General features: G+C 66.4%; 20 protein-coding genes. 12 read left to right on the forward strand and 8 right to left on the reverse strand.

Annotated features, from left to right (window positions below; translation table 11 throughout):
- Positions 1-26 precede the first annotated feature (26 nt).
- A complete protein-coding gene (locus WFP78_RS00070; RefSeq protein ID WP_336957722.1) occupies positions 27-1,835 on the forward strand; it encodes a DEAD/DEAH box helicase in 1,809 nt (602 codons plus the stop codon).
- Entirely contained in the window at positions 1,835-2,290 is a 456-nt protein-coding gene (locus tag WFP78_RS00075; RefSeq protein WP_336958180.1) for a YaiI/YqxD family protein, read from the forward strand. Before WFP78_RS00070 ends, WFP78_RS00075 begins: the two co-directional genes overlap by 1 nt.
- Before the next feature lie 49 nt (positions 2,291-2,339).
- Here the strand turns inward: WFP78_RS00075 and WFP78_RS00080 are convergent, their stop codons facing one another.
- Together WFP78_RS00080 and mnmA are read right to left on the reverse strand one after the other, a co-directional pair.
- Entirely contained in the window at positions 2,340-3,059 is a 720-nt protein-coding gene (locus tag WFP78_RS00080; RefSeq protein WP_336957723.1) for a GGDEF domain-containing protein, read from the reverse strand.
- Between the two features lie 96 nt (positions 3,060-3,155).
- Positions 3,156-4,292: a tRNA 2-thiouridine(34) synthase MnmA gene (mnmA, locus tag WFP78_RS00085; protein WP_336957724.1), complete on the reverse strand. Its 1,137-nt coding sequence runs from the start codon at positions 4,290-4,292 to the stop codon at positions 3,156-3,158.
- A gap of 123 nt (positions 4,293-4,415) precedes the next feature.
- On the opposite strand from mnmA, the gene WFP78_RS00090 reads away from it, so the two are divergent.
- From WFP78_RS00090 to WFP78_RS00100, 3 genes are all read left to right on the forward strand, one after another.
- Positions 4,416-4,766, forward strand: coding sequence for a hypothetical protein (locus WFP78_RS00090; protein WP_336957725.1), 351 nt, complete (start codon positions 4,416-4,418; stop codon positions 4,764-4,766).
- A 45-nt stretch (positions 4,767-4,811) separates the two neighbouring features.
- Positions 4,812-5,111 carry a CtrA inhibitor SciP gene (sciP, locus tag WFP78_RS00095; protein WP_336957726.1) on the forward strand — a complete coding sequence of 100 codons (300 nt, stop codon included), beginning with the start codon at positions 4,812-4,814 and terminating at the stop codon, positions 5,109-5,111.
- A 213-nt stretch (positions 5,112-5,324) separates the two neighbouring features.
- Positions 5,325-5,582, forward strand: a complete 258-nt coding sequence (locus tag WFP78_RS00100) for a GlsB/YeaQ/YmgE family stress response membrane protein (protein WP_336957727.1) — start codon at positions 5,325-5,327, stop codon at positions 5,580-5,582.
- 114 nt (positions 5,583-5,696) lie between these two features.
- Here WFP78_RS00100 and WFP78_RS00105 read toward each other — a convergent pair whose 3' ends face one another.
- A complete protein-coding gene (locus tag WFP78_RS00105) occupies positions 5,697-5,951 on the reverse strand; it encodes a GlsB/YeaQ/YmgE family stress response membrane protein (RefSeq protein WP_419722878.1) in 255 nt (84 codons plus the stop codon).
- A gap of 274 nt (positions 5,952-6,225) precedes the next feature.
- Between WFP78_RS00105 and WFP78_RS00110 the strand changes: the two genes are divergently transcribed.
- From WFP78_RS00110 to WFP78_RS00120, 3 genes are all read left to right on the forward strand, one after another.
- Positions 6,226-7,413, forward strand: coding sequence for an efflux RND transporter periplasmic adaptor subunit (locus tag WFP78_RS00110; protein ID WP_336958185.1), 1,188 nt, complete (start codon positions 6,226-6,228; stop codon positions 7,411-7,413).
- 28 nt (positions 7,414-7,441) lie between these two features.
- Positions 7,442-10,540, forward strand: coding sequence for an efflux RND transporter permease subunit (locus tag WFP78_RS00115; RefSeq protein WP_336957728.1), 3,099 nt, complete (start codon positions 7,442-7,444; stop codon positions 10,538-10,540).
- A 146-nt stretch (positions 10,541-10,686) separates the two neighbouring features.
- Positions 10,687-11,952 (forward strand): DUF445 domain-containing protein, encoded by a 1,266-nt coding sequence (locus WFP78_RS00120; RefSeq protein ID WP_419722879.1) that lies wholly within the window; start codon positions 10,687-10,689, stop codon positions 11,950-11,952.
- A gap of 35 nt (positions 11,953-11,987) precedes the next feature.
- Here WFP78_RS00120 and WFP78_RS00125 read toward each other — a convergent pair whose 3' ends face one another.
- Positions 11,988-12,593, reverse strand: coding sequence for a response regulator transcription factor (locus WFP78_RS00125; protein WP_336957729.1), 606 nt, complete (start codon positions 12,591-12,593; stop codon positions 11,988-11,990).
- Between the two features lie 118 nt (positions 12,594-12,711).
- Positions 12,712-13,152: an acyl-CoA thioesterase gene (locus WFP78_RS00130; protein WP_336957730.1), complete on the reverse strand. Its 441-nt coding sequence runs from the start codon at positions 13,150-13,152 to the stop codon at positions 12,712-12,714.
- A 103-nt stretch (positions 13,153-13,255) separates the two neighbouring features.
- Here WFP78_RS00130 and WFP78_RS00135 point away from each other — a divergent pair, with 103 nt between their 5' ends.
- The 4 genes from WFP78_RS00135 (at position 13,256) to WFP78_RS00150 (ending at position 15,621) form a co-directional block, all read left to right on the forward strand.
- Positions 13,256-14,149 carry an SMP-30/gluconolactonase/LRE family protein gene (locus tag WFP78_RS00135; RefSeq protein ID WP_336957731.1) on the forward strand — a complete coding sequence of 298 codons (894 nt, stop codon included), beginning with the start codon at positions 13,256-13,258 and terminating at the stop codon, positions 14,147-14,149.
- Positions 14,150-14,234: 85 nt separating this feature from the next.
- Positions 14,235-15,119 carry an SPFH domain-containing protein gene (locus WFP78_RS00140; RefSeq protein ID WP_336957732.1) on the forward strand — a complete coding sequence of 295 codons (885 nt, stop codon included), beginning with the start codon at positions 14,235-14,237 and terminating at the stop codon, positions 15,117-15,119.
- An 8-nt stretch (positions 15,120-15,127) separates the two neighbouring features.
- Positions 15,128-15,361 carry a type II toxin-antitoxin system antitoxin gene (locus tag WFP78_RS00145; RefSeq protein ID WP_336957733.1) on the forward strand — a complete coding sequence of 78 codons (234 nt, stop codon included), beginning with the start codon at positions 15,128-15,130 and terminating at the stop codon, positions 15,359-15,361.
- A complete protein-coding gene (locus WFP78_RS00150) occupies positions 15,358-15,621 on the forward strand; it encodes a hypothetical protein (RefSeq protein ID WP_336957734.1) in 264 nt (87 codons plus the stop codon). Before WFP78_RS00145 ends, WFP78_RS00150 begins: the two co-directional genes overlap by 4 nt.
- Positions 15,622-15,703: 82 nt before the next feature.
- On the opposite strand, the gene WFP78_RS00155 is transcribed toward WFP78_RS00150, so the two are convergent.
- The 3 genes from WFP78_RS00155 to lptB form a co-directional block, all read right to left on the reverse strand.
- Positions 15,704-16,573, reverse strand: coding sequence for a D-amino-acid transaminase (locus tag WFP78_RS00155; protein WP_336957735.1), 870 nt, complete (start codon positions 16,571-16,573; stop codon positions 15,704-15,706).
- A gap of 328 nt (positions 16,574-16,901) precedes the next feature.
- The gene (gene rpoN, locus WFP78_RS00160) at positions 16,902-18,431 is read right to left on the reverse strand and encodes an RNA polymerase factor sigma-54 (protein WP_336957736.1); all 1,530 of its coding nucleotides are present in this window, start codon (positions 18,429-18,431) and stop codon (positions 16,902-16,904) included.
- A gap of 51 nt (positions 18,432-18,482) precedes the next feature.
- Positions 18,483-19,259: an LPS export ABC transporter ATP-binding protein gene (lptB, locus tag WFP78_RS00165; RefSeq protein WP_336957737.1), complete on the reverse strand. Its 777-nt coding sequence runs from the start codon at positions 19,257-19,259 to the stop codon at positions 18,483-18,485.
- Positions 19,260-19,332: the final 73 nt, after the last annotated feature.

The following is a 19,332-nucleotide window of genomic DNA, read 5'->3' on the forward strand; positions in this document are numbered from 1 at the left end:
CCCCCGGCGACCAGATTGAAAGACCAATGACTTTTCAGAACATACCCCCGCTTCTTTCCGAAGCGCTCGCCGCCCGTGGCTATGCCACCCTTACCCCCGTGCAGGCGGCCGTGCTGGAGGAAGAGGCGATTGGCCGCGACCTCGTGGTTTCGGCCCAGACCGGCTCGGGCAAGACCGTCGCCTTCGGCCTTGCCATGGCGACCGAGCTGCTGTTCGAAGACGGTCGGCCCAATGTTGCCGGCCTGCCCAAGGCGCTGGTGATCGCGCCGACGCGCGAACTGGCGCTGCAGGTCGGGCGCGAATTCGAGTGGCTCTATGGCCCCGCCGGCCTGCGCATCGCGCATTGCGTGGGCGGCATGGACGCGGCCAAGGAACGCCGCGCGCTTGCTCAGGGCGCGCATGTCGTCGTCGGCACGCCGGGCCGCCTGCGTGATCATGTGGAGCGCGGCGCGCTCGACCTGTCCGAACTGGCCGTCGCCGTGCTCGATGAAGCCGACGAAATGCTCGACATGGGCTTCCGCGAGGATCTGGAGCAGTTGCTCGACGCGACGCCGGAGGGGCGCCGCACGCTGCTCTTCTCCGCGACCATGCCCAAGCCCATCGTCGCGCTGGCCCGCCGTTACCAGAAGGATGCGCTGCGCATCTCGACCGTGGGCGAGGATCGCGGTCATGGCGACATCAGCTATCAGGCCGTCACCGTCGCCCCCGCCGATGTCGAGAATGCCGTCGTCAACCTGCTGCGCCTGCACGATGCGCCGACCGCGATGCTGTTCTGCGCCACGCGCGAATCCGTGCGGCATCTCCATAGCAGCCTCACCGACCGGGGCTTTGCCGTGGTCGCGCTGTCTGGCGAGCATAGCCAGAATGAGCGCAACCAGGCGCTGCAAGCGCTGCGCGACCGGCGCGCGCGCATCTGCGTGGCGACCGACGTGGCCGCGCGCGGCATCGACCTGCCGACGCTCAGTCTCGTCATCCATGTCGAGATTCCGCGCGACGCCGAAACGCTGCAGCACCGTTCGGGCCGCACCGGCCGCGCGGGCAAGAAGGGGACGGCGGTGCTGATCGTGCCCTATCCCCGTCGCCGCCGGGTCGAATCGATGCTGCGCGGGGCGAAGATCCCGGCGGAATGGATGTCCGCCCCGACGCCGCAGGACATCCGCGTCGCCGACCGCGATCGCTTGCTCGCTGCCCTGCTGGAGCCGATCGAGGTGGACGATGAGGATCGCGCCCTGGCCGAGCGGCTGCTGGCCGAGCGCACCCCGCAGGACATCGCCGCCGCGCTGGTCCATGCCCATCGCGGCCGCATGCCGCAGCCCGAGGAATTGCTGGATGCGGATGCCGCCGCCGAACGTGCGCAGGGGCCCCGCGCCGGCTTTGAGGATACCGTGTGGTTCGGCATGGATGTCGGCCGCAAGCAGAATGCCGATCCGCGCTGGTTGCTGCCGCTGATCTGCCGCCGTGGCCATGTCGTGCGCGGCGATATCGGCGCGATCCGCGTCACCGCCGACATGACGATGTTCGAAGTGCCGCGCGCCGTCGCCGGCCGCTTCATGGCGGCGGTGAAGCGCACCGCCCAGCCCGACGAGGATGGCGAGGGCAGCGTCCGCATCGAGCCCATGGACGGCCCGCCGCGCGAGCAGGCCAAGCGCAACCGTGCCAATGGCCCCAATGGCCCCGCGCCGGCACGCCACAATGCGCGCCCCTTTGGCGATCGCGGCGGCAAGCCCGGCGGTCACGGTCCCCGCGGTGGTGCCGATGGCGGCAGGGAAGGTGGGCGCGACGGCCCCAAGCGTCCCTTCAAGGGCGCGCCGAAGGGACCGCGCAAGGGCAAATGATCCGCCTGCTGGTCGATGCCGACGCGTGCCCGGTGAAGGAGGAGATCTACAAGGTCGCCTTCCGCCATGCCGTGCCGGTCAGCATCGTCAGCAACAGCCCCATCCGCGTGCCGGCGCATGACCTGATCGAACGGGTCGTCGTCGGCAGCGGCTTCGATGCGGCGGATGACTGGATCGCGGAACGGGCGGATGGCCGCAGCGTCTGCATCACCGCCGATATCCTGCTCGCCGACCGGTGCCTGAAGGCCGGGGCCGTGGTGATCGCGCCCAATGGCAAGCCCTTTACGCTGAGTTCGATCGGGGCGGCCGTCGCCACCCGGGCGATCATGGCCGATCTGCGCGCCGGTGCGGTGGGCGATCCGATCGGCGGCCCGCCGCCCTTCGGGAAGGCGGACCGGTCCCGCTTCCTTTCGGCTCTGGATGAAACGCTGGTAAGGCTCGGGCGCCGGCGCTGACGCGGGCCTGCTGCCGAGGGTGTGGGGGCGAGGGTTCAGGGGGCAGGGATTATGCCCGCATCCTCACCTGGTTCCGGCCATTATTCTTGGCATGGTACATCGCCACATCGGCTTCGCGCACGCCGTCCTGCACGCTGCGGATGCGCCGCCCGCCCGCGATGCCCAGGCTGATGGTGAGGCCGATGCGCGTGCCCGACCGGTCTTTCAGCTCCAGTCCTTCCACCGCCCTGCGCAGTCGTTCGGCCATGCCCGTCACCGTGTCATGCTGTTCGACCGGCGCATAGATGGCGAATTCCTCGCCGCCGATCCGCGCCACCAGGTCGCTTCCCTTGCGGACGGTGGATTTCAGCGCCGTCGCCACCGCGCACAGCGCATGGTCGCCCGCTTCATGGCCATGCCCGTCGTTGATCGCCTTGAAATGGTCGATGTCGATCAGGATGAACCAGCCGGAAATCGTCTCCTGCAGCGCTTCGGCGCGGGAGAAAAAGGCGGATCGGTTGAGCAGGCCGGTCAGATGATCGCGCTCGGCCATGTCCTTCATGCTGGAATAGGCCGCCTCCAGTTCGCGATTCAACCGGCGGCTGCGCGTATCCTGATGCACCAGCAGCAGGATCACCGGAAGCGAGACGACCACCGCGCAGATCATCCCGAAAATCCAGTATCGGGGCGGGATCTCCATATCCGGGAATTGCGAGACGATCGCCATCAACGCCATGGTGGCGCTGAGCGAAAAAAGCAGGGCGACGACGATCTTGTAGCGGGAAGACATGGTGCGTTCCTAACAGGATTGCCTATCCGGCAGGTTAACGCCCGATCATGACTTGCCGTCGATCCTTATTGGTGAGCGATGATGTTGGCCTCGACTTCAAGCCGGCACCGGCTCGGCGGGCATCGTCTGCGCGATCCAGCCGCCGCCCAGCACATGATCGCCATCGTAAAGCACGGCGGCCTGTCCGGGGGCAACGCCATATTCGGGCTGGTCGAACCGCAGCACGCCGTTTTCCAGCCGGGCCGGCGCCGGGCGCGCCATGGAACGCACCTTGGCGAGCAGCGGTCCGGCAAAGTCGCCGCCCAGCCAGTTCATCTCGTCGATCATGGCCGCGCCCACCGCCAGCGCCGATCGCGGGCCGACGATCACTTGCCGCGTCGCGGCGTCGATCCGCACGACATAGAGCGGTTCGGCCTGTCCGCCGACGTCAAGCCCGCGCCGCTGCCCGACGGTATAGTGGATCAGGCCGCGATGCGTGCCGAGCATCCGGCCGTCGATATGGACGATCTCGCCCTGGGTATCGGCATCGGGGCGCATTTTTCGCACCACTTTGGCGTAATCGCCATCGGGCACGAAACAGATGTCCTGGCTGTCGGGCTTGGCTGCGACGCCCAGGCCCATCTCCGCGGCGATGGCGCGCACCTGCGCCTTGGGCATGGCGCCCAGCGGAAAGCGCAGATAGTCGAGCTGTGCCTGGGTGGTGGCGAACAGGAAATAGCTCTGGTCGCGCGCCGGGTCTGCGGCGCGGTGCAACTGCGCCGTGCCATCCGCGCCGATCACCCGGCGCACATAATGGCCCGTCGCCAGGCAATCCGCGCCCAGATCGCGCGCCAGCGCGAACAGATCGGTGAACTTGACCCCCATATTGCAGCGCACGCAGGGAATGGGGGTGCGCCCGGCCATATATTCATCGGCGAAACCGGCGATCACCGATTCGCGAAATCGGCTTTCATAATCAAAGACATAATGGGCGATGCCCAGGCTGTCGGCGACGGCGCGCGCATCGCGGATATCCTGGCCGGCGCAGCAGCTGCCGGTGCGCCCGGTTGCCGCGCCATGATCGTACAGCTGCAGCGTGACGCCGATGGTTTCCGCGCCGCTGCGTGCCGCCAGTGCCGCGACGACGCTCGAATCGACGCCGCCCGACATGGCGACGACGATGCGCCTGCCGGCCAGGGGAAGCGGCAACTGGAAGTCTGCGGGCGGGTGGCCGGTTTCTGGTTCTGCGGGCATGGGGGCCGGATATAGGCCGGATTTGCCCGTTCTTCCACCCCGTTGCCGGCCGGTTTCATCCTGCTAACGATCTGTCACCGGCGGATTTACCGGCCCTTATCCTTTTGCCGCTAGCAATGGGGCATGGATCTTGGCTTTTCCCGGACGCTACGCATTCCTGCCGACGATGTATCGTCGGCCGGTGTCGCGCATGCCGTTGAGCTGGACCTTCTGCTTGCCGCGGCTGCGGCAAGGCAGGCGGCCAGCCCGACAGCGCATGAAATGGCGTCCGTCCTGCGGGGGCAGGAAGCGGAAGGGGACATGATCCAGGCGCTGGCCGCGATGTTCGCGCCACGTGCCGGCGGCATGATCGATGCCGCTTGCCTGAGCGGGAGCTTCAATCCTCTCGCCGCCGGGCACTCCACGGTGGGGAAAGATGATGAACAAGCCTTTTACCTCGGCGATTTAGCCGATGTTCAAGGCTCGAGCCGATAAGGGACGGCACGATGATTTCCGGCGCCGCCGTTGATTGAGGTGAGAATGATCGAGAACCAGAAAATAAGACCAGCACAGGTCGTCGGGCCGCTCGGGGAACCCTTGACCCTGGACAGCCTGCCTTCGCCCAGCACCACGCGATGGGTGGTGCGTCGCAAGGCGGAAGTGGTCGCGGCCGTCAACGGAGGGTTGTTGACGGTGGATGAGGCGTGCGAGCGCTATGCGTTGACCCTTGAGGAATTTGCGAGCTGGCAGCGTGCTGTCGATCGCTCCGGCATGCCCGGCCTGCGCGTCACCCGCATCCAGCATTACAAGTCGCTGTACGAGCGCCAGCAGAAATACTGACGGCTCCGGCGGAAAAGTTTCGGCACGGAAGGGCCGCTCGTCTCGCGACGGGCGGCCCTTTCCGTTTCGGACGATCCGCCCGGGATTCCGCGCGCCGGCATCATACCGACGGTTGCCGAAGCGAAACAAATTGCCTGACGAGGGAACGTCCTTGCGGTTCCGCCGTTTCAACATGCAGACGGCGTGGGGATCGGGTCTTAGGAGGATTGGGTAATGGGCATTATCATGTGGCTGATTGTAGGCGGTGTTATTGGCTGGCTTGCCAGCCTCATCATGCGCACCGATGCACAGCAGGGCATTTTTCTCAACATCATCGTCGGCATTGTCGGCGCCTTCATCGGCGGGCTGATTTTTGCCGGCGGGAACATCAACAATGCGCCGCTGAACGTCATGACCTTCCTGGTTTCGCTCGTGGGCGCGGTGATCCTGCTGGCCATCGTCAACTTGGTGCGTCGCGGGTCCGTGCGCTGATCACAACCTGAACCCGCCGGTCCGCACATCTGCCGGACCGCATATCTGGGCCCGCCGATTTTCGGCGGGCCTTTTTCTGCGACTATGGCCTTTTCCTTCGACGATGGCCTGTCGTTATCTGCGCCCGGCAAAGGCGCGGAACAGCGCCAGCACAGCCACCGCGCCAAGCGTCGCGGCGATCAGGCCGGCCCGCTCGCCCACGGTATAAAAGCCGGCCACGCGCCCGAAATAGCCGGCCACCAACGCCCCGGCGATCCCCAGCAGGATGGTCACGACACAACCGGCGCCATCGCGTCCGGGCATGATGAACCGCGCAAGCGCGCCCGCGATCAGCCCCAATATCACCCAATGCAGTGCGTCGATCGCCATGGCCTTGCTTCCTCATCCTCCCCCTCTTGCACAGTGGCAAGGATGTCACGCCTGCGGAACAATGCAACCTGCCATTGCCGGCTGTATCGCTTTGGGGCGGGATCGTCGCTTGAAACTGCCCGATGGCCAAGGCATTCCGGGGCATAATGGTCGCAGGATCGCCGGCATGACCGGCGCGTATTTTTCGGGCTTGAGCCCGGTGATTTATTCAGATAATACAGCTGCCATTATATCATCGACATCGGCAGGCTGCGACAGGAGCATGTTCAGGGGCATGAATTACGAGACGCACTTCGCAGGAGAGCCGGCGATGGAAGGCTATGCCGATATCGACGGCGACACACGCAAGCGCAAGCGCCGCCTGATCCTGATCGTGGCCGGGGTGTTGATCCTCGCGCTGATCGTGGCGGCGGCGGTGCTGTCGCGCAAGGGCGATGGCGCCGAAGCGGGCGCGGGCAATGCCGTGCAGGTTCCCGTCGTCACCGTGCTCAGCCCGGGCCGGTCGGAGGTGGAAAGCACGGTCAGCGCCACGGGCACGCTTGCCGCGCGCGTGGAAATGCCGGTGGCCGTCGTGGGCGAAGGCGGGCAGGTGCAGCGCGTGCTGGTGCAGCCGGGCGACTGGGTCGGCGCCGGCCAGACGCTGGCCGTCATCGAACGCTCGGTCCAGAGCGAGCAGATCCGGTCGCTGGCCGCCCAGGTCGAAGTGGCGCGCGCCGACGCGAAGCTGGCGCAGGCGGAGCTGGAGCGTGCCAAGGCGCTGGTCGGGCGCGGTTTCATCAGCCAAGCGACGATCGACCAGAAGACCGCCACGCGGGACGCGGCCAATGCCCGCGTCGGCGTGGCGATCGCGCAACTGGGCGAGCAGCGCGCGCGTACCGGCCGACTCGACATTCGCGCGCCGGAGGCCGGCCTCATCCTGACGCGCGCGGTGGAGCCCGGGCAGGTGGTCGGCAGCGGCACCGGCGTGCTGTTCCGTATGGCCAGGGGCGGCGAGATGGAAATGCGCGCGCAGCTGAGCGAGGACGATCTGCTGCGCGTGCGTGTCGGCAATGCGGCCACCGTGACGCCCGTGGGCGCGACGCAGGGCTATACCGGCCATGTCTGGCAGGTGTCGCCGGTGGTCGATCCGCAATCGCGGCTCGGCATCGCGCGCATCGCCCTTGCCTATGCCCCGGCGATCAGGCCGGGCGGCTTTGCCGCCGCGCGTCTGGTGGCGGGGTCCGGTTCGGCGCCGCTGCTGCCGGAATCCGCGGTGCAGAGCGATCCCAAGGGCAATTATGTCTATGTCGTCAATGGCAGGAACCAGGTGGAACGGCGCGACGTGAAGGTCGGCCAGGTGTCGAGTGCCGGCGTCGCGATCCTCTCGGGCCTTTCGGGCTCGGAAAAGATCGTGGCGACTGCCGGCGGCTTCCTGACGCCCGGACAGAAGGTCAAGCCAGAGCCAGGAAAGGCCGTGCGCTGAACGGCCGCCGGATCGAGGATCAACGCCCATGAGTTTCCGCAACATTTCCGCCTGGGCGATCCGCAACCCGGTGACGCCGCTCGTCATCTTCGCCGCGCTGTTGCTGGCCGGCATGGTCAGTTTCGGCCGGATGGACGTGAACAACAATCCGGACATTAGCTTTCCGGGCGTGAACGTCACCGTATCGCAGCCCGGCGCCGCCCCTTCCGAGCTGGAAACGCAGGTCACGCAGCGGATCGAGGCCGCCGTGCGCTCCATCAGCGGCGTCGACGAGATTCAGTCGACCGCGAGCGAAGGGGTCAGCAGCACCTTCGTGCAGTTCGCCATCGGCACGCCGGTCGACCGGGCCGTCGCCGATGTGAAGAATGCCGTCGACCAGATCCGTTCCGATCTGCCCGACGGCATCCTGGAACCGCAGGTGCAGCGCGTCGATATCGATGGCGGGCCGATCGCCTATTTCAGTGCCGAAGCGACCGACATGACGCTGGAGGAACTCTCCTGGTATGTCGACAATACCGTCGCCAAGCGGTTGCTGGGCGTTCACGGCATGGCGGCGGTCAAGCGCGGCGGCGGCGTCACGCGTGAGATTCGCATCATCCTCGATCCCGCCAAGCTGCAGGCGCAGGGCATCACCGCGTCTCAGGTGAACCAGCAGCTGCGCCAGGTGAACCTGAATGCGGCCGGCGGGCGTGCCGAAATCGCCGGCGCGGAACAGTCCGTGCGCGTGCTGGGCAATGCGCGGGACGCCTATGCGCTGAGCCAGACGCAGATCACCGTGGGGTCCGGCCGCACGGTCAAGCTGGCCGACATCGCCGAAGTGCGCGACATGTATGCCGAACAGCGCTCCATGGCGCTGATGAACGGCCGGCAAGTCACCAGCTTCCGCCTGGAAAAGGCAAAGGGCTCGTCGGACGTCTCCGTCTATGACGAAGCGATGACGATCCTGGAGAAGCTGGAAAAGGAGAACCCGAAGGTTCATTTCCGCAAGCTGTTCGCCAGCGTGGAATATACCAAGGAGCAATATCATTCCGCGATGTCGGCGATGATCGAGGGCGCGGTGCTGGCCGTCGTCGTCGTGTTCCTGTTCCTGCGGGACTGGCGCGCGACCGTCATCTCCGCGCTCGCCATCCCGCTCTCGGCGATCCCGGCCTTCTGGTTCATGGACATGATGGGCTTCACGCTCAACGGCATCTCGCTGCTGGCGCTCAGCCTGGTGGCCGGCGTGCTGGTCGATGACGCCATCGTGGAGATCGAGAATATCGTGCGCCACATGCGCATGGGCAAGACCGCCTATCAGGCCGCGATCGATGCGGCGGACGAGATCGGCCTTGCCGTGCTGGCGACGACCTCCGCCATCGTGGCGGTGTTCCTGCCCGTGGCGTTGATGCCGGGCATTTCCGGCCAGTTCTTCATCCAGTTCGGCATGACCGTGGTGGTCTCCGTGCTGATGAGCCTTGCCGTCGCGCGCCTCATCACTCCCATGATCTCGGCCTATTTCCTCAAAGCCCATGGCGAGGAAAGCCATGGCGAGGGCTGGTTGATGGACGGCTATATGGCGCTGCTCAAATGGTCGCTCGCCCATCGGTGGAAGACGGTCATCCTGGGCGGCGGCGGCGCCTTCGCGGCGACCATCCTGGCATTCGCGACCCTGCCGATGACGTTCCAGCCGACCACCAACACCGATTTCAGCCAGGTGACGGTAGAGATGGTGCCGGGCAGCACGCTTGCCCAGACGCGCGCCGTGACCGAGAAGGTGGCGGCCGTGCTCTCTGCCGACACCAAGGTCGTGGATGCCGTCTTCACCGATATCGAGGAGCCCGGTTCGGCCGAGATGTTCCTGACGCTCAAGAAGGACCGCGGCATGTCCAGCGTGGACTGGGAACGGTCGATGGCGCCGAAATTCCAGCAGATCGCCGACGCGCGCGTCAACTTCCAGTCGCAGTCCGGCGGCGGCTTCGGCCGCGACCTGACGGTGGTGATGGGCAGCGACGATCCCGCGCTGTTGGAGCAGACCGCCAACCAGATCGTCGCCGAGATGTCGCACCTCAAGGAACTGCGTGCGCCGCGCGTGCAGGGCGACATGCAGCGGCCCGAAATCATCATCAAGCCGCATATGGACCTGGCCGCCAGCATGGGGGTGACGACCTCCGCGCTCAGCCAGACGATCCGCATCGCGACCCTGGGCGATATCGACCAGAACAGCGCGAAATTCTCGCTGTCCGATCGCCAGATCCCGATCCGCGTGTCGATCGCCGAGGATTCGCGCCGCGACCTTTCGACCATCGAAAATCTGCCGGTCCCGACCGCGTCGGGCGGATCGGTGCCGCTCAAGGTGGTGGCCGATGTCGAATTCGGCGCCGGCCCGACGAAGATTCGGCGCTACAACCAGATCCGCCGTGTCGTGGTCGGCGCCGACCTCGCGCCCGGCCTCGTGACCAGCGACGCGATGAAGGTCATCAACCAGCTACCGACAATGAAGAAGATGCTGGCCGGCGAAATCCAGGGCGTGCAGAAACTGAATACCGGCGACAGCAAGTGGCAGGCGGAGATGATCACCAATTTCATCATCGCCGTCATTTCCGGCGTGCTGCTGGTGTTCGCGGTGCTGGTGCTGCTGTACAAGCGGGTGATGCCGCCCTTCGTCAACATGGGCTCGCTGGTGCTGGCGCCGCTGGGTGGCGCGCTGGCGCTGCACATCGCCGGCCAGCCGATCTCCATGCCGGTGTTCATCGGCCTGCTGATGTTGCTCGGCATCGTGGCCAAGAATTCCATCCTGCTGGTCGACTTCGCGCTGGAGGAAATGGGCAAGGGCGTGCCGAAATGGGAAGCGATCGTCGATGCCGGGCACAAGCGCGCCCAGCCGATCGTCATGACCACGGTCGCCATGGTGGCGGGCATGGTGCCGACGGCGCTCTCGCTCTCGGGCGACGGCGCATGGCGCGCGCCCATGGGCATCACCGTGATCGGCGGCCTTGTGCTTTCCACCGCGCTGACGCTGGTGATCGTGCCGGCGAGCTTCAGCCTTGCGATCGGGCTGGAGGAATGGCTCGGCCCTCGCCTCAGCCGGCGTCTGCTCACCTATAAGAAGGGTGATGACGTACATGGGGCGGGCCAGCCTGCGGAATAGAACGGAGGCGGCCGGAAGGTTGCTCGCCGTCCGGCGCGGGGCGCTGGCGGCGGAGGGCTGCCATCCCCGTCATCGCTACGACGATAAAGGCATGGCATAATCGTTGCCCGGTTGAACCGATCGGCCCCGCCGGCCATTATGACTGCATGAGAATGCTCAAAGCCGATACCGTGCCGCCGGTGCCCGCCAAACGCAGCGCCCGCACCATGCGGCTGTTGGCGACGGGCATGTTGCTGGCGATGGCGGCGCTGTTCGTCGCCGCCCGGGCGCTGGCGCAGCTGCATCCCGCCATCGGTTATGTGCAGGCCTTTGCCGAGGCCGCGATGGTCGGCGGCCTTGCGGACTGGTTCGCGGTCACGGCGCTGTTCCGCCATCCGCTCGGCCTGCCCATCCCCCACACCGCGATCATCCCGCGCAACAAGGACAGGATCGGCGACACGCTCGCCCTGTTCCTGCGCGACAATTTCCTGACGCCGGCGGTGGTGGCGCGGCGCATGGGGCGGCTGGACATCGCGGCGGCGGCAGGCCGGTTCCTGAGCCAGCCTTCGAACGGCGACGGGCGGCTGCGCGCCGGTGCCTCCCGCCTGCTCGCCGATGTGCTGGAGGCGCTGGATCAGGATCGGCTGGGCGGCATGGTGAAGGGCGCGGTCGCCGGTCGGCTGCGCGCGCTCAATCTGGCGCCGCTGGTCGGGCAGGCCCTGGAAGCGGCGATGCGCGACGGGCGCCACGCCCCGGTGCTGGACGGCATCGTGCGCTGGGCCGGCAAGACGCTGGCGGCCAATGAACAGATCATCCGCGACATGGTGCATCAGCGCGCCGGCAAGATCATGCGCTGGACCGGCCTGGACGAGAATGTCGCCAATGCGATCATCGCCGGCCTGCAGAAGCTGCTGGACGAAATGGGGGACGATCCCGAGCACCCCCTGCGCGCCAAGGCCGAGGAAGGGCTGGCGAAGCTGGCGCAGGACCTGCAGTTCGACATCGCGATGCAGGCCCGCGTCGCCCGCATCCGAGACGAGGTGATCGAGAACCCGGCAATGCAGCGCTGGATCGACGGTCTGTGGGAACAGGCGCGCGCCGGCCTGCTGCGCGCCGCGCGCGATCCTGGCGCGGCAATGGCGGGGCGGCTGGGCGAAGCGCTGGTGACGCTGGGCGGCACGCTGCAGTCGGACGATCGCCTGCGCGCGCTCATCAACCGCTTTGCCCGGCGCACGGCGGTCGGCGTGACCGCCAGCTATGGCGACGGCATCGTCAAGCTGGTCAGTGAAACGGTGCGCGGCTGGGATGCGGGCACCGTCACCTCACGGCTGGAAAATGCCGTGGGCCGCGACCTGCAATATATCCGTATCAACGGGACGCTGGTGGGCGGGCTCGTCGGCCTGATGCTCCACGCGATCGACGCGCTGCTGTAGTGAGAGACTGTTTGAGAAAGCGGGCCGGAACCGCTCTAGCCGTGGACTTGCGTGTTCAGGCGCTCGATCTCGTCATGCAGCGCCTGAATGGAGGCGACGAGGCGTGAACGGTCGACGGTCATGTCGTCCAGCGCGGCGCGGGCCTCGCCTAGTTCCACCGCGCGACGGGCGATGCGGGCATCGAGCTGCTCGTTGAAGCGGGAGAGTTCGTCGATCCGTTGCGCACGCGCCACGACATGGCGAATGCGTGCGCCGAGCACGTCGAAGTCGAAGGGTTTCACGATCTGGTCGTCGGCCCCGGCATCCAGCGCCTCGATGATCGCAGCGCTGTCGCTGCGGCCGGTGATCATCATGATGGATGCGCCGCCGACCATGCCGGAGGCGCGCATCTTGCGCATCGTGGCGATGCCGCCGAGCAGCTTCATCGCCGATTCGATCAGGATCAGGTCGAACTTCTGGGCCATCAGCATGTTGATGGCGGCAAAGCCGTTCTCCGCCAGCGTCACGTCATAGCCCATATGCGCCAGCCGCCGCCCGATCACGGACAGCGCCGTGGCATTTTCATCCACCACCAACAGGCGGATGCGCCGCGCGGGGCTGGTGCGTTCGCTCTTGTCCCGCTTGCGAGTGAAGATCTGCATTGTCGGTCGGTCCCTGCCGCTGTTCCGAACCATCCATAAGGATGTCCCGCGAACAAATGGTTAATGCGGTGGAAGGGATTGCGCGGGCGTGCATGGGCCGCGCCGGCCGCACATGGCCTCAGTCCTTGGGCGCGCGGATGAAATTGTTCATGAACACGCCGCGCAGGTCGTCGCTCACCCGCCGCCGGCCCTCGGGGCCCTGCATCGCGATCACCGCGTCGCAGGTGGCGACGCATTCGTCATGCTGGAATGCGGCGGACATCACCGTCCAGCTGGTATTGCCGACGCCGCCGATGGCGCAGCCGATGGTGATGGGCGCGGGATAATGGGATTCGCGCAGATAGTTGATCTCGACCGCAGCGACCAGCCAGCGCACGCCCAGATCCTGCGGGTGGCGGCCCAGATGGCGGTGGAACAGGATGCGCCCGGTTTCGAAAATGCTCGCCATCGCCACATTGTTCACATGGCCCATGATGTCGAGATCGCCGTAGCGCGTATCGGCCTGGATACTGAAGGGATAAGCCTCGGGAAGCTGACGCCAGGGTTGTGGCCTTGCCATGCGCTGCCTCTTCGTTACTGCACGGGATTACGCTTAAGCTCCCGCGCGCCATATGCAATCACGGCCACCATTAATAGCCGAAAAACAGGGGATAGATGCCTTTATGACACAACCGGCCGCCTTCGATGTCTGTGTGGCGCTGGAGGCGCGCGCGCGCCTGGGGGAAGGGCCGCGCTGGCATGGCGGGGAACGGCGGCTCTATTGGGTGGATATCGAGGCGCGGGAACTGCACCGCTTCGATCCCGCGACCGGCACCGACGAATGTCGCGGCTTTGCCGATCCGGTCGGCTGCTTCGCCTTTGTCGCGGGCGGCGGGCTGTTGCTGGCGATGAAGGCCGGCTTTGCGCTGCTGGACGATTGGGATGCCGACCCCCGTCCCTTCGGCCCCCAGCTTTTCGCCGACCGGCCGGATATCCGCTTCAACGACGGCCGCACCGATCCCGCCGGGCGCTTTTGGGCGGGCAGCGTCAACATGGCGAAATCGGCGCAGGATGCCGCGCTCTACCGGCTGGATGGCGACGGCTTGGTGACGCAGGTGGAGGGCGGCATGCTGACCTGCAACGGCGCCGCCTTCACCGTCGATGGCCGCCGCTTCTTCCATGCCGATACGCCCAGCCATGCCCTGCGCGCTTATGATTGCGATCCCGTGGCCGGGACACTTTCAGGGATGCGCATCCTGCATCGGTTCGTGCATGGCACCGGCCGCCCGGACGGTGGATCGGCGGACGCGGAGGGCTGCTACTGGTCCGCCCTGTTCGATGGCGGCCGGGTCGTGCGGCTGGCGCCCGACGGCACGATCCTGGCCGAGGTCGCGCTGCCCGTGCAGCGCCCGACGATGATCGTCTTTGGCGGCGACGATCTGCGCACCGCCTATGTCACCAGCGCGCGCGTTGGCCTTTCCGAAGAGGCGCTTGCGGCCCAGCCCCATGCCGGTGCGATCTTCAGCTTCCGGGTGGATGTGCCGGGCCTGCCGGAGGCGCCGTTCCGGTTGGCGTAGCAACCGGGTGCTCCCTTCGGGATGCCATTGCGGCACCTCGCGTTTCGATTTAATTATGATATCATAATTTATCGGGAGTGAGTCGATGTCCGTCCTGAAAGCCACGCGCGAACGCCCGGTTTCGACGTTCAGCGGTTATGCGATGCTGGCGCTGATGGCGCTTGCGATTGTCGTTGCTGTCTATGGCGTCTTCCTGCTGACCCGGGATGCGCAGGCCGCCGGCGCGCCGCTGCTGATTGCCGGCATTGCCGCCTTCCTGTTCATCAGCATCGGCTTCTATCTGGTGCAGCCCAATCAGGCCGCTGCCATCCTGCTGTTCGGCGACTATAAGGGCACGGACCGGGTGAACGGCCTGCGCTGGGTATGGCCATGGCTGACCAAGCAGAAGCTGTCGGTGCGTGTCCACAACATCACGTCGGACAAGCTGAAGATCAACGACAAGCGTGGCAATCCCATCGAGATCGCGTCCAATGTCGTCTGGCGCGTGACCGACACGGCGCAGGCGCTGTTCGATGTGGATGACTATAAGGAATTCGTCCACATCCAGATCGAAAGCGCCGTGCGCGCCATCGGATCGCGCTATCCCTATGACGATTACGAGCATGAGGAAAAGACGCTGCGCGGCGATGGCGACCATGTGGCCGAGGAACTGGCGATCGAGTTGCAGGACCGGGTCGCCATCGCCGGTGTCACCATCGACGAATGTCGCCTCACCCACCTCGCTTATGCGCCGGAAATCGCGCAGGCCATGCTGCGCCGGCAACAGGCCGAGGCGGTGATCGCGGCGCGCACCCGGCTGGTCGAAGGCGCGGTGACGATGGTCGAGATGGCGCTGGAGCAGCTTTCCGCCAAGAATGTGGTTGAGCTGGACGACGAGCGCCGCGCGGCGATGGTCAGCAACCTGATGGTCGTGCTCTGCGGTGAGCGGGATGCCCAGCCGGTGGTGAACACGGGCACGCTCTACCAATAGTCCAGACCATGCCTCCGCGCGATCAGCCTCCGGCCAAGAAGGCGTTTCCCCTGCGTATCGACCAGTCGCTGTTCGACGCGCTGGAACGCTGTGCGGCGGCGGAATTCCGCAGTGTCAATGCGCAGGTGGAGATGCTGCTGCGCGAGGGGCTGAAGCGGCGCGGCGTGACGCTGGCCGCGCCGGAGGCCCGAAAGCGCGGCCGTCCGCCCGGCAATGGCCGTGAAGAGGGAGACACAAGATGATGCACCCGATCAAACCGCGCCCCGTGCGCCCGGGCTACTGGTTCGCGCAGAAGCGCTTCGGCATCGGTGCGGTGCCGGCGACGAAGGCGGGCTGGGCCGCGACCTTCGCCTTCGTCCTGGCGCTGGGCGCGGTGATGAAATGGCTCCCCGGCAAATCCGCGAAAGAGCTGACGGCACTCGCCCTCATCGCCTGCTTCCTGGTGCTGAGCTGGAAGATGACCGATGGCGGCTGGCGCTGGCGCTGGGGGCGTGACGCGTAGGGCCTCCACCGTCTCCCGGGCTTGCTCCGGGACCCGGGAGCGCAAGCGTTTGAGCATTCAGGTCACGCTTGCGCCCGGTGTTTCACCGCCCCGTGCGGCGCGCAAAGTCCAGATAGAGATCGCGCAACCGCAAGGCCAGCGGCCCCGGCACGCCCCCTGTCACGGCATCGCCGTCGATCGTCACCACCGGCATCACAAAGGTCGACGCGCTGGTGATGAACACCTCCCGCGCGGCCTTGGCCTCGTCCAGCGTGAAGGCGCGGCGCTCCACGGTCAGCCCCTGTTCGGCGGCAAGCGCGGCGACGGCGGCGGAGGTGCAGCCGGGCAGCACCGCGTTCGAATGGGGCCGCGTCACCAGCACGCCGCGATCCGTCACGATGTGGAAGGTGGAGGATGCGCCCTCGGTCACGAAGCCGTCCTCCACCATGATCGCTTCCTGGCATCCGGCGGCAGCGGCCTCGCGCTTGGCGAGCGCCTGCGCCAGCAGGCCCACGCTCTTGATGTCGCGCCGCGCCCAGCGCAGGTCGGGCACGGACTTGACCGCGAAGCCCTTGGCCGCCTTTTCCGCCGAGGTCACGGGTCGCACCTGCGCGAACAAGATCAGCGTCGGGGCAAGGTCCGCGGGTGCCAGGAAGTCGCGGGTCACGTCCGCCCCGCGGGTGAGTTGCAGGTAGACGAGGCCCTCGGTCATCGCATTGGCGGACACGATCTCCTTCTGTACCAGCTCGATCTCTGCGGCCGACAGCGGCAGCGGGATACCCAGCTCGCCGGCCGATCGCTCCAGCCGGGCCAGATGCGCGTCATTGTCGACCAGCAGCCCGTCGATCACCGCCGCGACCTCATAGACGCCATCGGCAAACAGGAACCCGCGATCGAGCACGGAAACACACGCTTCCGCCAGCGGCAGATAATGCCCGTTCACATAAGCAGTGCCGGTTGCGCCCTCGATCATCTGAACCCCTTTTTGACAGTGCATTGCTTCGCACATGCGAGAATGGGCGCTTTTCGCGATGATGCGGAGCGCTGTCAAATATGCAGTATCGTGGGGAGCGTGGCGCGGGGAAGGATAAGGTTGCATCGTCAGTGAACGCGCTATTGTGGACGTTGCTCTCTGCCGTCATGCCGGACTTGATCCGGCATCCATGAGCGCCATCCTCTGAACCGATCGCAGCCGTCGAGCCAATGGATGTCGGATCAAGTCCGGCATGACGGCAGGGGGGTGTTCCGCCTCTCCCCCTCTTTGCCGACGTATATTCGCTCCCCAATCGTGGGCACGCCCATCACGCCGCCCGGCTGGACAGCGCCTTCTGCCGCCGCCGTTGCACCGACGATCCAATGCCCATCGCTTCGCGATATTTGGCGACGGTGCGCCGGGCGATGTCGAAGCCCTTTTCGCGCAGCATGTCGACCAGCGTGTCGTCGGAGAGGATCTTGTTGGGGGCTTCGGCGGCGATCAGCGCGCGGATGTGGCTCTTCACCGCCTCCGCCGACACCGCCTCGCCGCCGTCGGAGGACTGGATGGAGCTGGTGAAGAAATATTTGAGTTCGAACAGGCCGCGCGGGCAGGCGAGATATTTGTTGCTGGTGACGCGGCTGACCGTGGATTCATGCATCTCGATCGCGTCGGCCACCGCGCGCAGGGTGAGCGGGCGCAGATGCGCCACGCCCCTGCGGAAGAATAACTCCTGCTGCTTCACGATCTCGCTCGCCACCTTGACGATGGTCTTCTGCCGCTGGTCCAGCGCCTTCACCAGCCAGTTCGCGCTGGCCAGGCAATCGGCGAGCCATGCTTTCGACGTCTTGTCATGCGCGCCGCCGGACAGCTCGACATAATAGCTGCGGTTGACCAGCAGCCGGGGCAGGGTGGCGGTGTTCACCTCTATGCCCCAGCCGTCGCCGCGTGGCATGACGAACAGGTCGGGCACGATGGCGGGCGAATCATCGGTGGAAAAGCGCAGGCCGGGCTTGGGATCATAGCCGCGCAGCTCCTGGATCATGTCGGCCAGGTCTTCCTCGTCCACGCCGCAGATGCGCCGCAGATGGGGCAATTGCCCGCGCGCCAATATGTCGAGATTGGCGATCAGCGCCTGCATGCACGGGTCGTAGCGGTCGGCTTCCTTCGCCTGCAGCGCGAGGCATTCGGCAAGGGTGCGTGCGCCGACGCCCGTGGGATCGAAATCCTGGATCGCCGCCAGCACGGCCTCCACCGTGTAGAGCGGCACGCCAAGGTCATAGGCGGTGCGCAGCAGGTCCGCTTCCAGATAGCCGGCCTCGTCGATCTGGCCGATCAGCTGGCCGGCGATGACAAGGTCGATACCGGAGAGGCGCGCGCGCGCCTGACCCATCAGATGTTCGTACAATCCCTCGTCATGCGCGGCGAAGCTGTCGAAATCCGGGCCGTCCTCGCCAAAGCCGCCCCCGACCCCGGCCCCGCCCATGTCGCCGCCAAGGCCGGACATGGGGCCGCGGTCGGCCATGCGCTCGCCCGGCCCGTCGTCGATATAGGTTTCCGCGCCATGATCGACGTCGAGCGGATTGTCCGCCGCGCCCATGCCTTGCGCGATCAGCCGGTCGGCGCCGGCTTCGGCGGCAAGCGGTGCGAACGGCTCCTCGGCCGCGCCGCTATCGATGGATACCGTCTCCGGCTCGGGCGCGCCCGCTTCCAGCAGCGGGTTCTTTTCCAGCTCGCCGGCGATGAACCCCTCGATCTCCAGATTCGAAAGCGCCAGCAGGCGAATGGCCTGCTGCAGCTGCGGCGTCATCACCAGCGACTGGCTCTGCCGCAGGTCCAGGCGTGGACCCAATGCCATCAGCTGCCCCCATCCGGGCGGCGGCCATCAAGGGCACCGGGCGCCATCATGTCACAGGGAAAAGCTCTCGCCGAGATAGAGGCGGCGCACCTCGGCATTGGTGACGAGTTCTTCCGGGCTGCCGGCAAACAGCACGCGCCCGTCATAGATGATGCAGGCGCGGTCCACGATCTCCAGCGTCTCGCGCACATTATGGTCGGTGATGAGCACGCCGATGCCGCGCGTCTTCAACTGCTTCACCAGATCGCGGATGTCGGAGATGGAGAGCGGGTCGATGCCGGCAAAGGGCTCGTCCAGCAACACGATGGAGGGGTTGGCCGCCAGCGCGCGGGCGATCTCGCAGCGCCGCCGCTCGCCGCCCGAAAGCGCCATGGCGGAGGATTCGCGCAGCCGCGTCAGGCCGAATTCGCCCAGCAACTGTTCCAGCCGCTCGGCGCGCGCTGCCTTGTCCGGCTCGGCCAGCTCCAGCACCGCGCTGATATTCTGTTCCACCGTCATGCCGCGGAAGATGGAGGTTTCCTGCGGCAGATAGCCCAGGCCCAGGATCGCGCGGCGATACATGGGCAGGGTGGTGATGTCGGCACCGTCCAGCAGGATGCGGCCGCTGTCCGGTCGCACCAGCCCCATGATCGAATAGAAACAGGTCGTCTTGCCCGCGCCGTTGGGGCCGAGCAGGCCCACGACCTCGCCCTTTGCGACCGTCAGCGAAACGTCCGCCAGCACCGTGCGGCGGTCATAGCTCTTCGCGATGGAGATGACGGAAAGGCCATCGCCCAGTTCCCTGGGAACCTGCGGCATCGGGGGATCGATCGTTGCGACCTGGTCCATCATTCATCCTTGCTGGCATGCGCCTGGTTAACGCGCTGTAAAAGCCCACCCCTGCCAATGCAATCTGGCAAGC

The sequence above is a fragment of the Sphingobium aquiterrae genome, from assembly GCF_037154135.1.
Lineage (GTDB): Bacteria > Pseudomonadota > Alphaproteobacteria > Sphingomonadales > Sphingomonadaceae > Sphingobium > Sphingobium aquiterrae.

Bases quoted from the DNA above. Each gene is read 5' to 3' on its own strand.
- WFP78_RS00070 (WP_336957722.1), top strand. From the start codon at position 27: ATGACTTTTCAGAACATACCCCCGCTTCTTTCCGAAGCGCTCGCCGCC.
- WFP78_RS00080 (WP_336957723.1), bottom strand. From the start codon at position 3,059: ATGTCTTCCCGCTACAAGATCGTCGTCGCCCTGCTTTTTTCGCTCAGC.
- mnmA (WP_336957724.1), bottom strand. From the start codon at position 4,292: ATGCCCGCAGAACCAGAAACCGGCCACCCGCCCGCAGACTTCCAGTTG.
- WFP78_RS00090 (WP_336957725.1), top strand. From the start codon at position 4,416: ATGGATCTTGGCTTTTCCCGGACGCTACGCATTCCTGCCGACGATGTA.
- sciP (WP_336957726.1), top strand. From the start codon at position 4,812: ATGATCGAGAACCAGAAAATAAGACCAGCACAGGTCGTCGGGCCGCTC.
- WFP78_RS00100 (WP_336957727.1), top strand. From the start codon at position 5,325: ATGGGCATTATCATGTGGCTGATTGTAGGCGGTGTTATTGGCTGGCTT.
- WFP78_RS00105 (WP_419722878.1), bottom strand. From the start codon at position 5,951: ATGGCGATCGACGCACTGCATTGGGTGATATTGGGGCTGATCGCGGGC.
- WFP78_RS00110 (WP_336958185.1), top strand. From the start codon at position 6,226: ATGAATTACGAGACGCACTTCGCAGGAGAGCCGGCGATGGAAGGCTAT.
- WFP78_RS00115 (WP_336957728.1), top strand. From the start codon at position 7,442: ATGAGTTTCCGCAACATTTCCGCCTGGGCGATCCGCAACCCGGTGACG.
- WFP78_RS00120 (WP_419722879.1), top strand. From the start codon at position 10,687: ATGAGAATGCTCAAAGCCGATACCGTGCCGCCGGTGCCCGCCAAACGC.
- WFP78_RS00125 (WP_336957729.1), bottom strand. From the start codon at position 12,593: ATGCAGATCTTCACTCGCAAGCGGGACAAGAGCGAACGCACCAGCCCC.
- WFP78_RS00130 (WP_336957730.1), bottom strand. From the start codon at position 13,152: ATGGCAAGGCCACAACCCTGGCGTCAGCTTCCCGAGGCTTATCCCTTC.
- WFP78_RS00135 (WP_336957731.1), top strand. From the start codon at position 13,256: ATGACACAACCGGCCGCCTTCGATGTCTGTGTGGCGCTGGAGGCGCGC.
- WFP78_RS00140 (WP_336957732.1), top strand. From the start codon at position 14,235: ATGTCCGTCCTGAAAGCCACGCGCGAACGCCCGGTTTCGACGTTCAGC.
- WFP78_RS00145 (WP_336957733.1), top strand. From the start codon at position 15,128: ATGCCTCCGCGCGATCAGCCTCCGGCCAAGAAGGCGTTTCCCCTGCGT.
- WFP78_RS00150 (WP_336957734.1), top strand. From the start codon at position 15,358: ATGATGCACCCGATCAAACCGCGCCCCGTGCGCCCGGGCTACTGGTTC.
- WFP78_RS00155 (WP_336957735.1), bottom strand. From the start codon at position 16,573: ATGATCGAGGGCGCAACCGGCACTGCTTATGTGAACGGGCATTATCTG.
- rpoN (WP_336957736.1), bottom strand. From the start codon at position 18,431: ATGGCATTGGGTCCACGCCTGGACCTGCGGCAGAGCCAGTCGCTGGTG.
- lptB (WP_336957737.1), bottom strand. From the start codon at position 19,259: ATGGACCAGGTCGCAACGATCGATCCCCCGATGCCGCAGGTTCCCAGG.